General features: G+C 63.7%; 12 protein-coding genes. 8 read left to right on the top strand and 4 right to left on the bottom strand.

Translation table 11 applies throughout. The features are described 5' to 3' along the window. Positions 1-68 precede the first annotated feature (68 nt). Together crtB and BG455_RS09755 are read right to left on the bottom strand one after the other, a co-directional pair. On the bottom strand, positions 69-1,106 hold the full coding sequence (gene crtB, locus BG455_RS09760) for a 15-cis-phytoene synthase (RefSeq protein WP_071469805.1): 1,038 nt from the start codon (positions 1,104-1,106) through the stop codon (positions 69-71). Further along, positions 1,103-2,638 (bottom strand): phytoene desaturase, encoded by a 1,536-nt coding sequence (locus tag BG455_RS09755; RefSeq protein ID WP_071469804.1) that lies wholly within the window; start codon positions 2,636-2,638, stop codon positions 1,103-1,105. The genes crtB and BG455_RS09755 overlap by 4 nt, the downstream gene beginning before the upstream one ends. Positions 2,639-2,770: 132 nt before the next feature. Between BG455_RS09755 and crtA the strand changes: the two genes are divergently transcribed. Genes crtA through bchO form a run of 4 tightly spaced genes read left to right on the top strand, consistent with a single transcriptional unit; the run spans position 2,771 to position 7,085 of the window. Then, positions 2,771-3,475, top strand: coding sequence for a spheroidene monooxygenase (crtA, locus tag BG455_RS09750; protein ID WP_071469803.1), 705 nt, complete (start codon positions 2,771-2,773; stop codon positions 3,473-3,475). Then, positions 3,472-4,473 carry a magnesium chelatase ATPase subunit I gene (bchI, locus tag BG455_RS09745; protein ID WP_071469802.1) on the top strand — a complete coding sequence of 334 codons (1,002 nt, stop codon included), beginning with the start codon at positions 3,472-3,474 and terminating at the stop codon, positions 4,471-4,473. Before crtA ends, bchI begins: the two co-directional genes overlap by 4 nt. Further along, positions 4,470-6,197 (top strand): magnesium chelatase subunit D, encoded by a 1,728-nt coding sequence (locus tag BG455_RS09740; protein WP_084386234.1) that lies wholly within the window; start codon positions 4,470-4,472, stop codon positions 6,195-6,197. The genes bchI and BG455_RS09740 overlap by 4 nt, the downstream gene beginning before the upstream one ends. Positions 6,198-6,227: 30 nt before the next feature. After that, positions 6,228-7,085, top strand: a complete 858-nt coding sequence (gene bchO / locus BG455_RS09735; RefSeq protein WP_245735517.1) for an alpha/beta fold hydrolase BchO — start codon at positions 6,228-6,230, stop codon at positions 7,083-7,085. Here the strand turns inward: bchO and crtC are convergent. Together crtC and crtD are read right to left on the bottom strand one after the other, a co-directional pair. Next, positions 7,062-7,952 (bottom strand): carotenoid 1,2-hydratase, encoded by an 891-nt coding sequence (gene crtC / locus BG455_RS09730; RefSeq protein ID WP_071469938.1) that lies wholly within the window; start codon positions 7,950-7,952, stop codon positions 7,062-7,064. The two genes, bchO and crtC, sit on opposite strands and share 24 nt — an antisense overlap. Beyond that, positions 7,919-9,484 carry a 1-hydroxycarotenoid 3,4-desaturase CrtD gene (gene crtD / locus BG455_RS09725; RefSeq protein ID WP_071469799.1) on the bottom strand — a complete coding sequence of 522 codons (1,566 nt, stop codon included), beginning with the start codon at positions 9,482-9,484 and terminating at the stop codon, positions 7,919-7,921. The genes crtC and crtD overlap by 34 nt, the downstream gene beginning before the upstream one ends. A gap of 92 nt (positions 9,485-9,576) precedes the next feature. Between crtD and BG455_RS09720 the strand changes: the two genes are divergently transcribed. The 4 genes from BG455_RS09720 (at position 9,577) to BG455_RS09705 (ending at position 13,651) form a co-directional block, all read left to right on the top strand. After that, positions 9,577-10,455, top strand: a complete 879-nt coding sequence (locus BG455_RS09720; protein ID WP_071469798.1) for a polyprenyl synthetase family protein — start codon at positions 9,577-9,579, stop codon at positions 10,453-10,455. A 5-nt stretch (positions 10,456-10,460) separates the two neighbouring features. Continuing rightward, positions 10,461-11,573, top strand: a complete 1,113-nt coding sequence (locus BG455_RS09715; RefSeq protein WP_071469797.1) for a methyltransferase — start codon at positions 10,461-10,463, stop codon at positions 11,571-11,573. 120 nt (positions 11,574-11,693) lie between these two features. Beyond that, positions 11,694-12,650 (top strand): chlorophyll synthesis pathway protein BchC, encoded by a 957-nt coding sequence (bchC, locus tag BG455_RS09710; protein ID WP_071469937.1) that lies wholly within the window; start codon positions 11,694-11,696, stop codon positions 12,648-12,650. After that, a complete protein-coding gene (locus tag BG455_RS09705) occupies positions 12,647-13,651 on the top strand; it encodes a chlorophyllide a reductase iron protein subunit X (RefSeq protein WP_071469796.1) in 1,005 nt (334 codons plus the stop codon). The genes bchC and BG455_RS09705 overlap by 4 nt, the downstream gene beginning before the upstream one ends. Positions 13,652-13,768: the final 117 nt, after the last annotated feature.

Raw genomic sequence — 13,768 nt, 5'->3', positions numbered from 1 at the left:
GGCGCAAGTCTTTACTTGGGCGCCCTTGCGGGCGCGTTCGCACTGGTTTCCGTCACAGGGTATATAGGTCAGGCGCTGCGCCGATCCAAGCCAAGCTGGCGGTCGCGGCGGGCCATATCCTGTTCGCGCAGCCGTGAGAGCGCGTTGATTAAAGTGTCCGAGCGGCTGAACTTGTCATGATCGCGGGCGGCGGTCTCGACCAGAAAGGCCACTTCGGGGCAGGGTTTGCCATAGAGCGTGGCCATTGTCGGCTGCACCACGCTGAATGCGGCGCGCAGCCCGGACGTAGCCAGCCAGCCGATTTTGCGTGCCTTGCCGGTCATGGCGCGCTGGGTAATGCTGTCGCAGCCCTGCGCCCGGATGACGCCGCCGATGCCGCCATAGATCGTGCGCGCGGCGAATATGCCGGGGCGGCAGGTCAGGGGCAGAGCGGCGATGCCCGGCTCGGAGCGGTGATAGAGCCTGTCGGCCTCGCGCAGCAGGCGGGCTGTCATGGCGCGAATTTCGGGCGATGCGGCGGGTGCGCGTAAGAACGCTGCCGGGTCCAGCCCCGCATCTGCAAACCAGTCCAGCGGCAGGTAGATGCGGCCCAGTTTCGCATCCTCGCCCACATCGCGCGCGATATTGGTCAGTTGCATCGCCAAGCCCAGATCGCAGGCGCGCGCAAGGCGGTGGCGGTCGCGCACCCCCATCAGCACACACATCATTGCGCCCACAACTGCGGCCACACGCGCGGAATAGTCCAGCACGCCCGACAGCGTGTCAAAGCGCCGCCCTTCGGCGTCCCATGCCAGCCCTTCGAGCAGGGCATCAGGCAGCGCGCGGGGCATCTCATGCGTCTGGATCATGCGGGCGAAGGCGCGGTCTATGGGCGCGTTATGCGGCTTGCCCGCATAGGCGCTGTCGAGCCGGTCTTGCAGGTGCAAGACCGCATTCACAGGGTCTTGCCCCTCATCCACCGCATCATCGGCCAGACGGCAAAAGGCATAGAGCACCAGTGCCGGATCGCGCACATGGGCAGGCAAAAGCTTCGATGCGGCATGAAACGACAATGATCCGGTGCGGATCGCCGCGCGGCAGGCTTCCATGTCAAGTTCGGCGCTCATTCTGCGGCCATCCGCAAAGGGGCCACAGGGGCCGCATCGGGGACAAGCTGGCCCAGCACTTCGGCAGTGCCGATCACGCCGGGCACACCTGCGCCGGGATGGGTGCCTGCGCCTGTCAGATACAGGCCCGGCACTTCTTCGGACACGTTATGGGGGCGGAAATAGGCACTTTGCAAAATGCGCGGCTCAATCGAGAAGCCCGCGCCCAACGGCGATAGGTAGCGGTCGCGGAATGTGTCGGGGGTAAAGACAAGGCTTTCGGTCACATGCTGCGACAGGCCGGGCAACAGGCGGTCTTCCAGCATGGCCAGCATTTTCTGGCGGTAGGGTTCTGCTTCGGTGGCCCAGTTCACGCCATTGTCATGGCCCAGATGCGGCACCGGCGACAGGACATAGAATGTATCATCCCCATCGGGGGCCACCGAAGGGTCGGTGACCGAGGGGCGATGGACATACAGGCTCATGTCATCGCACAGTTTGCCGTTGATGAAGATATCCTTGATATGTTCGCGGTAGCGCGGGCCGACAACAATGGTGTGATGCCCGACATCGCGCCACATCTCGCGCGTGCCTTTGGTGCCGAAATACCAGACATACAGCCCCATCGACCAGCGCTGGCGCTTGAGTTTCGCATCGGTCCAGCGCTTGCGGGGGCGGTTGCGCAGCAGGCGGGTATAGGTATGGCCCGCATCGGCGTTGGAGACGACGATATCGGCTTCCAGCCGCTCGCCCCCCACCAGCCGGATACCCGCGGCGCGGCCATTCTCGACCAGAATTTCATCAACCTCGGTGCCCATGCGCACCATCCCGCCCTGATCGCGGATGACTTGCGCCATGGCTTTCGCAATCGCCTGCACCCCGCCCATCGCGTAATGTACGCCAAAGGCTTTCTCCAGATGGCTGACAAGAATATACATAGAGGTCACGCGGAACGGGTCGCCGCCAATGAACAGCGGATGAAACGACAGCGCAAAGCGCAGGCGCGGGTCGCGCACACGGCGCGCGGCATGGGCATAGACCGACCGATCTGCGCGCAGCCAGACAAAGCGCGGCAGAACCTTGATCAACTCCCACAATTCATTCATCGGGCGGCGGCCAAGGTCTTCATAGCCGAACCAATAGCGATCTTCGGAGTCGTTGAGGAACTTATGGTAGCCCGCCACATCCGAGGGTGAGAGGCGTTTGACCTCTGCCTCCATCGCGGCCTCGTCCTGCCGCATGGTGAAGCTTGATCCATCGGCCCAGCGGATTTCGTAATACGGGTCCATCGGCTTTAACGTCACATCGCGGTCAAAGTCGCGCCCGCAGGCGGCCCACAGATCGCGCAAGCCTTGGGGGACAGTGATAATGGTTGGCCCCAGATCGAAGCGGTGGCCGCCTTGCGTGATGGAAGAGCCGCGCCCGCCGGGCAGATCAAGCTTGTCGATCACGCTGACATGATACCCTTTGGCCCCCAGTCGCATGGCAGAGGCAAGCCCGCCAAGGCCCGCACCAATGACAATCGCGCGCTGTGGCGCCGCAGAATCAGACATGTTTGGTTCCCGTCTTTTTATGTTGATTCAACTCTACACTTTCCCGAAGTGTCAATCAAGATTTACATTGTCCCCTTTACTCTGTCCAGTTCATGTGACAATCTGGGTTTACAGTTAGCCAGTGGAATCGCCATGCAAACCGTCACGCTTAGTCTGTTTCGCTTTGACCGGGCCTTGACGCGGTTTTGGGTCATTGGGCAGATGGGTGCGGCGCGGTTCGTGTTGCCGCGCGTTGACGGGCTGAATTTCTGGAAGCTTTGCGGCTCTGGCACGGGCGAGGGGTTCACCCCCAAACCCAACTGGGGCACATGGGCAATCCTTGCGGGCTGGGACAGCCGCGCACAAGCGGACGCCGGTTTGCAGCGCGCCCCGTTCAGCCAATGGCGCGCGCGTGCGGATGAAAGCATGACGCTATATCTGGAACCCTATTCCGCGCGGGGCCAATGGGGCGGGGCGCAACCCTTTGCGCCGGTTGGTGGCCCTGATGGCCCCATCGCCGCGATGACCCGCGCCACGGTAAAGCCAGCGCGCGCGCTGCGGTTCTGGGGGCGCGTGCCGGATATTTCGGCGAAGGTGGGCGCAGACCCCAATATCATCTTCAAGATCGGCATTGGCGAAGTGCCGCTGCTGCATCAGGTGACCTTCTCTATCTGGCCCGATGCCGAAACGATGGCCGCATTCGCGCGGCGCGGCCCGCATGCCGAGGCTATTCGCGCGGTGCGGGACGAAGGCTGGTTTAACGAAGAACTCTATGCCCGCTTCCGTATCACTGGCAGCGTGGGCACATGGCAAGGGCGCGACCCCCTTGCCGCAACCAAAACACAGGAGGCCGCATGACGCCTTTCCCCTTTGCTGCCATTGTCGGGCAGGACGAGATGAAAACCGCAATGATCCTGACCGCGATCGACCCCAAGATTGGCGGCGTGCTGGTTTTCGGGGATCGTGGCACAGGCAAATCTACCGCTGTGCGCGCCTTGGCCGCACTTTTGCCGCCCATCGAGGCTGTGAAGGGCTGCCCCGTCAATTCTGCCCGCCCCGAGGATTGCCCCGATTGGGCGCAGGTGACGGACACTGAAATGGTCACCCGCCCCACCCCTGTGGTGGACTTGCCCCTTGGTGTGACCGAAGACCGTGTGACGGGCGCGCTGGATATTGAACGCGCGTTGACACGCGGCGAAAAGGCGTTCGAGGCGGGGCTTCTGGCGCGCGCCAATCGCGGGTATCTGTATATTGACGAGGTGAACTTGCTGGAAGATCACATCGTTGATCTGCTGCTGGATGTGGCGCAATCGGGCGAGAATGTGGTCGAGCGCGAGGGCATGTCGATCCGCCACGCCGCGCGCTTTGTGCTGGTCGGGTCCGGCAACCCGGAAGAGGGCGAATTGCGCCCGCAATTGCTGGACCGTTTCGGCCTGTCGGTGGAAGTGACCAGCCCCAAGGAAATTGACACGCGGGTGGAAGTGATCCGCCGCCGCGATGCCTATGAAAACGACTATGCCACCTTTATGGCCGAATGGCAGCCGCAGGACGCGGCCCTGCGCGCGCGCATTCTGGACGCGCGCGCGGCATTGCCCGCAGTGCGCAGCTCTAACGTGGTGCTGCATGACTGCGCGTCGGTCTGTGTGGCGCTTGGCTCTGACGGGTTGCGGGGCGAATTGACCTTGCTGCGTACCGCGCGCGCCTTGGCCGCGTTCGAGGGGGCAGAGGAAGTGACCCGCGACCATATTCGGGCAGGCGCACCCATGGCCCTGCGCCACCGCCTGCGCCGCGATCCGCTGGATGAAGCAGGCACTGGCGCGCGCGTGGCCCGCCAACTGGCAGAGGTGCTGCCCTGACCCCCTTTGACGAGGCCAGCGGCCAATCCGGCCGCCCCGCGCCCGAGGCCGACCCTTGGGGGCAAGTCGCACTTGCAGTCACGCTGCTGGCGATTGATCCCGCAGGGCTGCGCGGCTTGTGGCTGCGCGGGCGGGCGGGGCCGGTGCGCGACCATGTGCTGGCGGGGCTTGCGGTGTTGGCGCCGCGCAAGCTGCATCCGTACACGTCGGACGAAGCTTTGATGGGCGGCATGGACCTGAGTGCGACTTTGGCCACAGGCGAGATGCACCGCCATGCTGGCCTGCTGGAACATGCCGGTTGCCTGATGCTGACAATGGCCGAACGCTGCCCGCCCGGCCTTGCCGTGCGGCTGGGCCAGGCGCTGGACAGTGACCCGCGCCTGAGTCTGGTAGCCCTTGATGAAGCGGCGGAAGACGGCGAAGGGCTGCCCAATGCGCTGGCCGACAGGCTGGGCCTGTTTCTGGATATTGATGGTTTCGCGTGGTCGGATACGGCTGATCTGGCGCTGAACCCCGCGCTGATTGCGACTGCGCAAACCCGCCTGCGCCATATCGCCAAGGGCACGGCGCTGGACCGCCTGACGCGGGTCGCCGCTGAACTGGCCATCCCCAGCCTGCGCGCGCCGCTTCTGGCGCTGGCATGCGCGCGCGCGCATGCAGCATGGCGCGGGGGCGCACAGATCGAGGAACAGGATTTGCAGGTCGCCGTGGCATTGGTCATGGCGCACAAGGCGCTGGCCTTCCCCGAGGATGCACCCCAACCCGACGACACGCCCCCCCCGCCAGAACCGCCACAAGACCAGCCGGATCAGGGCCGCGACCGCGACCAAAGCGAGATGGACATCCCCGACGAGATATTGATCGAGGCTGCCCGCGCGGCCCTGCCGCCCGGATTGCTGGCGAAATTGCAGGCCGCGCGCGTGGCGCGCCAAGCGGCCAGCGCCAATTCCGGCGCAGGGGCCAAGCGCAAATCCATGCGCCGGGGCCGGCCCATGCCTTCTCGCGCGGGCAAGCCCGGATCGGGCGCGCGGGTCGATGTGATTGCGACACTGCGCCAAGCGGCCCCATGGCAGAAAATGCGCCGCGCGATGATGCCGGGGCGGGCGGTGGACAGGCTGTTGCTGATGCCCTCTGACATCCGCATCAAGCGCTATCAGGAACAGACCGACCGTGTGCTTATCTTTGTGGTCGATGCGTCCGGCTCTGCCGCACTTGCGCGACTGGCCGAGGCCAAGGGGGCCGTTGAGTTGATGCTGGCCGAAGCCTATTCTTCGCGCGATCATGTGGCGCTTGTCACCTTTCGCGGCCATGCGGCAGAACTCAGCCTTCCGCCCACCCGTTCCCTGGTGCAGACCAAGCGCAGGCTGGCGGGCTTGCCCGGCGGCGGAGCCACACCGTTGGCCGATGCGTTGCAAGTGGCGCTGTCCACTGCCGAACAGGCGCGCCGCCACGGGATGACCCCCACTTTGGCCATGCTGACGGACGGGCGCGGAAATATCGCGCTGGATGGCAGCGCCAATCGCGTGCAAGCGGGCCTTGATGCCACGCGCCTTGCCAAGATCATTGCCGCCAAGGCCATACCCGCGCTTGTGATCGACACCAGCCTGCGCCCCAAGCCGCAGCTGGCCGAGTTAAGCGCGCAGATGGGCGCCACGCTGATCGCCCTGCCAAGGGCCGACGCGCGCAGCCTGTCGGCTACGCTTAGTGCCGCCTTGGGGGGCTAGAAGATGCAAGCCATCCCACTGGACTGGCCGATGCGAGACCACTCGCGCGTGATCCGGTGCCGACCCCATGAATGGCATGTGCAGGTCATGGGGCAGGGGCCGGATGTGCTGCTGTTGCATGGGGCAGGCGCATCTGCCCATAGCTTCCACCGTCTGGCCCCTTTGCTGGCAGGCTACCGCGTCATCATGCCCGATCTGCCGGGGCAGGGGTTTACCCGTGCGGGCGGTATGATGCGGCTGGGGCTGGATGCGATGGCGGACGATTTGGCAACCCTGTGCAATGATCAGGGCTGGCGGCCTGTGGCGATTATCGGCCATTCGGCAGGGGGCGCGATTGCGCTGCGCATGGCCGAGGTGCTGCCAAACCCGCCCCGCGCAGTGGTGGGGCTGAATGCCGCGCTTGGCCCGTTTGACGGGTTTGCAGGCTGGCTGTTTCCACGGCTGGCCAAGGCCATGTCCGCAAGCCCCTTTGTGGCGGCGATTGTCACGCGGCTTGTGTCCAACCGCAATCAGGTGGAGATGTTGCTCAAAGGCACCGGCTCTGTGCTCGACGCGGAAGGGGTGGCGCTGTACCGGCGGCTTGTCAGCGACAAGCGCCATATCGAGGGCACCTTGGGCATGATGGCGCAATGGCGCTTGGAGCCGCTGATCGAACGTCTGCCGCAGATCATGGTGCCAACCTTGCTGATCGCCTCTGACAAGGATCGCGCGGTGCCTGCGCGCGTGTCGCGCGAGGCTGCCAAGCGGATTCCGCGCGCGCAATATATCGAGATTGCAGAATACGGCCACCTGCTGCATGAAGAAGCGCCCCACCGTGTCAGCGAGGTGATCTTGCCATTTCTGGCTGAGAATAGCGGCGGGCTGTCACTGGTCCCCGATCCTGCCTGATGTGAATTCCCAATTGCGCCTGCGCGGCACGCGCACCGCCAGCATGGGCTTTAACAAGGGTTGCGCATAGCGGCGCAGGTCAAGCGCTTCATGCACGCCCACGCTTTCCACCCCGTCAATGCGCGTGCGCACCGCCGCCCGCGTGTAGAATGGCGCGTCCAGCATGGGCAGTTCTTGCTTTGGTTTAAACCCCGCATCGGCGCGTGTTTCGCGCCGCACGGCCCATTTGCTGCGCGCGAACCGCGTCAGCGGTGGGGGGGCTATGTTGTCCACACGGCCATCGGGGTGGAAATGCAGCGCGGTTTCCTGCGCCTGCCCGTTGCGCAATTCGGCGTCATAAAAACAGGTGGCCCCGCCCCGATTGGGAAAGCGCCCCCATGTCCAGTAGTTGAAATCATCTTCCAGCGCGGCCGTGCCGAAATTCGCGTCAAAATAGCCATGCCCCAGCCAGCGATGGCCGGGCGACAGATCAACCTCGATCCGCGCAATTGGCGCGAAGGGCTGCCAGCTATGGCTGCCATCGGGGGTCAGGTTGTGGGTCTGGCCAAACAGCGCTTCGGGGTGCAGCGTGATCGTGCCGCGCACGCGGCTGATAAGCGGGGGAGACGAGATCTCGTTCACCTCGATCACCAGCCGGTCCCCTTCCCAGCGGATGGAGGAGGGGCCAACCTCGAACACATCCTCGCTTTGGCGCAGGGCGCTGCGGCCCCTGTCGGTCATGGTGAAGCGCCCCTTGGGGCCATAGGTTGCGACATTGATGCAGCAATGGTTTTGCGGGTCGCGCCGCCCCGACCAGCGATACCACGGCGAGAAGACCGAGCCGATAAACCCGATCACCGATAGGGCGCGGCTGCCGTCGTCGCTGATGCCGTCGATATACCACCACGCGTAGCCATTCGGCGCCACCGCGCGGCGGAAATCCGGTCGCCCAGTGCTGCATCCGCTGCGTGCTTGCCCGAGAGTGCCGCCATCGGCACCCCCGCCCCCGGATGCGCGCCCCCCCCCGCCAGATACAGGCCCGCCACTTTCGTTCGGGCTGTGGGCCGCTGGAATGTCGCCATCGTGCCATTCGGGCTGAGGCCGTATAGCGCGCCCTGACTGTGGGGAAACATCTGTGCAAAATCCTGCGGCATCGTCACGCAGGACGGGTCCGGGCGCGGGCCCAGATGCAGCCCGAATTGGGCCAGTCGCTCGAACGGGTGGGTTTGACATGTCATGTCCTTGCTGTCTTGCGCGCCCTCGGCCAGTGCGGGAGCATTGAGAATGAATTGAAACCGCTCGCGCCCTGTGGGCGGCACACCAGCGCGGTCTTGTGCGCAGACATAGATCGTGGGCGCTTGGGGAACATGGCCTTTGGCCAAGGGGCCGAATTCTGCCGCCGGATCATCGGCGAAAAAGACAGTGTGATAGGCCAGCGCATCCGGCCCCAGCCCTTGGGGCTGCACGTGTGCGCCAAAGGTCCAGACGCGCGCAGACAGGCTGCGCGGCTGGGTCTGGCGGCGCGGGGTGGCGCGCGCGGGCGTATCCAGCAGATGGGCCAATGCAGCCGGGTCGCCATTGAAGATGACTTGCTTGCTGTGCAACACCTCGCCCGTCTTCAATTCAATGCCTGCCACCTTGCTGCCGTCACACAGAATACGCGCCACGCTGGCATTCAGCCGCAGATTGCCGCCAAGCTGGGTGAACAGCCCCGCAAGGGCCTTTGCAAGCGCGGCCATGCCGCCCTGAACCGCCCAGACGCCTGCGGCCTCTGCCTGCCAGATCAGCCCCAGAACGGCCGGGGCGTGCAAAGGGTTTCCGCCCACATAGGTTGCATAGCGCCCGAACAACTGGCGCAGATGCGGGTCGGAGAAGCGCTGCGCCAGCATGGCATGCAGGGTCTTGCCCGGTTGCAGCCATGGCAGCAGATGCGGGCGCGCAAGCGCTGCGCGGGCAGCCCCCAAAACGCTGGGGCGCGCCGCGCGCATGATGGGTGCGTCAAACGCGTCGAACAGGGCGCGCGTGTCGCGTTGGAACAGGTCGAACTCTGCCCGCGCGCGGGGGCCAAAGGCGGCGGCAATCGCATCGGAATTGGCGCGCGCATCGGGAAACAGGTCCAGCCGCGCGCCATCCGTCCAGAAATGCCGCGCCAGAACGGGCAGGGGGGTCAGGGTCAGATGTGCCTCTAGCGTGGTGCCTGCGGCGGTGAACATATCGTCCAGCACATCGCGCAGGGTCAGCACAGTTGGCCCCGCATCGACAGGGCCTGCGGGGCTGTCCATGACCCTGATCTTGCCGCCGGCCCAGCCATGCCCCTCCAGTACAGTCACATCCAGCCCGCGCGCGGCCAGCCGGATGGCCGCCGCCAAGCCGCCAATTCCCGCCCCGACGACCAATACCGAGTCTTTATTCATATCCATGTCAGAGATTCTTGACTCTTTAGCGGAAACTGTCCAGTATTATTTACACTAACATGTCTAACAAAGATTACACACAGCAAAGCGAGGATGCCATGGACTTGAGCAAACGTATCGACAGGGCCATGTCATCTGCCATTGCGCGGGCGCAGGGGGCGACTGATCCTGCCTGCCATGCGCCCGGTCGCCTTGCCGCGGCGCTGAACTATGCCGTCACCCCCGGCGGTGCCCGCATCCGCCCCACGATCTGTCTGTCCGTTGCGCGCGCTTGTGGCGATGACAGCCCCGATCTGTCCGACCGCGCCGCCATCGCGCTGGAATTGATCCATTGCGCAAGCCTTGTGCATGATGATCTGCCCGCTTTCGACAATGCCGATTTCCGGCGTGGCAAGCCCACAGTGCATATGGCCTATTCCGAACCGCTGGCGGTTCTGACAGGTGACAGCCTGATCATTTCGGCCTTTGACCTGCTGGCCGGTGCATCCGATACAGACGCCCCCCGCGCAATGCGCCTGTTGCGCCTGCTGGCGCGGCATACTGGCATGCCCTACGGCATATGCGCAGGGCAGGGCTGGGAAAGCGAATCAAAGGTCGATCTGGGCGCGTATCACCGGTCGAAAACTGCGGCCCTGTTTGTGGCAGCCACCCAGATGGGCGCGCAAGCCGCAGGCCACGAGCCGGAACCATGGGAAGAACTGGGCGCGCGCATTGGCGAGGCGTTTCAGGTTGCCGATGACCTGCGCGATGCGCTGTATGATGAAGCCGCCCTTGGCAAGCCTGCGGGGCAAGATGCGATCCACCAGCGCCCCTCGGCGGTGGAAGAATACGGCGTGCAGGGCGCGATCAAACATCTGCAAGATATCCTCAGCGGGGCGATTGCCTCGATCCCGTCCTGCCCGGGCGAAGGGCAGTTGGCGCAGCTTGTCCGGCTATATGCCGAACGCATGACGCCGGTTGCGCCTGTCCGGGTCTGAGCATCGTGTCAGATATACCGGCGCCAGACCAACCTTTCCGGCCTGCGGGTCTGATCAATCGACTTGTCGCCTCCTCTCGGTTTCAGGCGGTATGCGCGCGTGTTCCGGTCTTGCGCGGCATTGCGCGCCGCGAAGGGGCAGCGCTGTTCGATCTGATGCAAGGCTTTGTGCAAAGCCAGATGCTTATGGCGCTGGTCGAATTGCGTGTGCTGCATATGCTGGCAGATGGCCCTGCAACGGCCCCCGCGCTTGCGGCGCGCTGCGCAGTCCCGCCCGAGCGAATGCAGATTTTGCTGCAAGCGGGGGCCGCGATGCGCCTGCTGAAGCGGCGCGGCGACAGATTCGCGCTTGCCCATCGTGGGGCCGCGTTTCTGGCGGTGCCGGGGTTGCAGGATATGGTGCGCCATCATGACGTTCTCTACCGTGACCTTTCGGACCCGGTGGCCTTTATTCGGGGTGAGACCACAACCGAGCTGGCCGATTTCTGGCCCTATGTCTTTGGGGCCAAGGGGGCAATGGACCCCGCCCAGACCGCGCGCTATTCGCGGCTGATGGCAGAAAGTCAGGCTCTTGTTGCACAAGAGGCGCTGGCGCATCTGTCGCTGAAAGGCGCGCAAAAGCTGCTGGATGTGGGCGGTGGGACCGGCGTGTTCCTGCGCGCGGTGCGCGCGCGCTACCCGCAGCTGCATCTGGCGCTGTTCGATTTGCCCGATGTGGTCGCACAAGCGGCCTTGCCTGCCGATATTGCGCGCCATGGTGGATCGTTCCGCACCGACCCATTGCCGCAAGGGGCCGATGTCATCAGCCTTGTGCGCGTGCTTTATGACCATTCGGATGACACAGTGCGCGCCTTGCTGGCCAAAGTATATGCCGCATTGCCCCCCGGCGGGCGTGTCCTGATCATCGAGCCGATGTCAGGCGGCACCTGTCCAGACCCGCAAACAGATGTGTATTTTTCAGTTTACACTCTGGCTATGCAGACTGGAGAGACGCGCAGCGCAGCACGCATTTCTGCCCTACTGGCAGAGGCGGGTTTTCATAAAACATCGCGCGAACATGCGGATAGGCGTTTTATCACCTGTGTTCTGACAGCATCCAAGCCCGAAGGTGACAGTTGAGCGCAGAATAAGTGTCAATAAGAGTTGACAGTATAGTGTGTATCGTTATGATTACAGAATAAGCAATCGAGTCGCGGTTCATCAAAGTGATCAACCAAAATGACCGACCAGGAGGGACCCGTGCAAACTGACGCCATCATCCTTTCCGCCCCGCGCCAGCTTGCCCTTGGGCAAGTCGGCCTGAAAGCCGCAGGGCCGGGCGATCTGGTGGTCAGAATCGGGCATTCAGGCATTTCTACCGGCACCGAAAAACTGTTCTGGTCCGGCGAGATGCCACCTTTCCCCGGCATGGGCTACCCGCTGGTTCCGGGCTACGAGGCTGCGGGCGAAGTGGTTGAGGCGGGGCGCGATACGGGCTTCAAGGCCGGTGACCGCGTCTTTGTGCCGGGTGCGAATTGTTTTCAGGCCAATGAACAGGGGCCAGTCTTTGGCCTGTTCGGCGGGGCCGCGCGCCACCTTGTCACCGATGCCAAAAGGGTCACACGCATTGACGCGGCCATGGGGGCCGAAGGCGCGCTGCTGGCGCTGGCCGCAACTGCGCGCCACGCTGTTGCAGGGCCAAATGCCAGCCTGCCGGACCTGATAGTCGGGCACGGGGTCTTGGGCCGCCTGATTGCGCGCATCACCATTGCCATGGGCGCACCCGCGCCGCAGGTGTGGGAATTGAACCCAAGCCGCATGAACGGGGCAGAGGGCTATGATGTCTGCCTGCCCGAGAATGATACCCGCCGCGACTATAGCTGCATCATGGACGCATCCGGTGCCGAAGGGCTGCTGGACCAGCTGATCGGACGCATCACCAAGGGCGGCGAAGTGGTGCTGGCAGGGTTCTATACCAAGCCGCTGAATTTCAACTTTGTTCCTGCCTTCATGCGCGAGGCGCGTTTGCGCATCGCCGCCGAATGGCAACCTGACGACCTGATTGCCACGCGCGATCTGATAGAGGCGGGCGCTTTGTCGCTGGGCGGGCTGATCACGCATCACGCCAACCCTGCACAGGCCGCGACCGCCTATGAGACAGCTTTCAGCGACCCTGATTGCCTGAAAATGATTTTGGACTGGGAGGCCCATGCATGACACTCGACATCCCGAACCTGAAGGATTTCGACAAGCGCCTACGCGACGAAGCGCATGAGGAGCCGACCTTGGAAGTGCCGCAGGGCGAGCCGACAAAGCACACCCAGATCATTGCGATCTATGGCAAGGGCGGGATCGGCAAGTCTTTCACGCTGGCAAATCTGTCCTGCATGATGGCCGAAATGGGCAAACGCGTGCTGCTGATCGGCTGCGACCCCAAGTCTGACACGACCAGCCTGCTGTTTGCTGGCAAGGCTTGCCCCACAATCATCGAAACCTCGACCCGCAAGAAACTGGCGGGTGAGGAAGTGGCGATTGGCGATGTCTGCTACAAGCGCAACGGCGTTTTTGCGATGGAACTTGGCGGGCCGGAAGTGGGCCGCGGCTGCGGCGGGCGCGGGATCATCCACGGGTTTGAACTGCTGGAAAAGCTGGGATTCCATGATTGGGATTTCGACTATGTGCTGCTGGATTTTCTGGGCGATGTGGTCTGCGGCGGTTTCGGCCTGCCAATTGCCCGCGATATGGCGCAGAAAGTCATTCTTGTAGGCTCTAACGATCTGCAAAGCCTGTATGTGGCAAACAATGTCTGCTCGGCGGTGGAATATTTCCGCAAGATGGGCGGCAATGTCGGTGTTGCGGGACTGGTCATCAACAAGGATGACGGCACGGGCGAGGCGCAGGCTTTCGCGGATGCGGTGAAAATTCCGGTGCTGGCAACCATTCCTGCCGATGATGACCTGCGCAAGAAATCCGCGAATTACCAGATTGTCGGTACAGACAAAAGCCAGTGGGGCCCATTGTTTGCGGGACTGGCCGAGGCCGTTGGCATTGCGCCCCCTATCCGCCCCGAACCCCTGACACAGGATGGGCTGCTGGCGCTGTTCGACAGCAAGGACACAGGCGGCGATGTCGTTCTGGAACCCGCGACCGATGCTGACATGCGCGGCAAACATGCCGTGATCAAGAAGTCGCTGGAAGTGGTGTATGACGATGCCTGAGGATTTTGGACAAGACAGATTGGGGGGCCAGCCCCCCGTCGGCTCCGCCTCCTCCCCCCGGAGTATTTCGGGCAAGAAAATGGGGGGTGAAGTCAGCTATGATGCCGCTGCGCAGAC

The organism is Roseinatronobacter thiooxidans (assembly GCF_001870675.1).
In the GTDB taxonomy this organism is placed as follows: Bacteria; Pseudomonadota; Alphaproteobacteria; order Rhodobacterales; family Rhodobacteraceae; genus Roseinatronobacter; species Roseinatronobacter thiooxidans.
Note: the sequence above shows the minus strand (reverse complement) of the source record. Positions and strands in the feature narration are given on the sequence as shown.

What these genes read in the sequence shown, in the direction of transcription:
- crtB (WP_071469805.1), bottom strand. Translation starts at nt 1,106, where the DNA reads ATGAGCGCCGAACTTGACATGGAAGCCTGCCGCGCGGCGATCCGCACC.
- BG455_RS09755 (WP_071469804.1), bottom strand. Translation starts at nt 2,638, where the DNA reads ATGTCTGATTCTGCGGCGCCACAGCGCGCGATTGTCATTGGTGCGGGC.
- BG455_RS09705 (WP_071469796.1), top strand. Translation starts at nt 12,647, where the DNA reads ATGACACTCGACATCCCGAACCTGAAGGATTTCGACAAGCGCCTACGC.
- crtD (WP_071469799.1), bottom strand. Translation starts at nt 9,484, where the DNA reads ATGGATATGAATAAAGACTCGGTATTGGTCGTCGGGGCGGGAATTGGC.
- crtA (WP_071469803.1), top strand. Translation starts at nt 2,771, where the DNA reads ATGCAAACCGTCACGCTTAGTCTGTTTCGCTTTGACCGGGCCTTGACG.
- bchO (WP_245735517.1), top strand. Translation starts at nt 6,228, where the DNA reads ATGCGAGACCACTCGCGCGTGATCCGGTGCCGACCCCATGAATGGCAT.
- BG455_RS09720 (WP_071469798.1), top strand. Translation starts at nt 9,577, where the DNA reads ATGGACTTGAGCAAACGTATCGACAGGGCCATGTCATCTGCCATTGCG.
- bchI (WP_071469802.1), top strand. Translation starts at nt 3,472, where the DNA reads ATGACGCCTTTCCCCTTTGCTGCCATTGTCGGGCAGGACGAGATGAAA.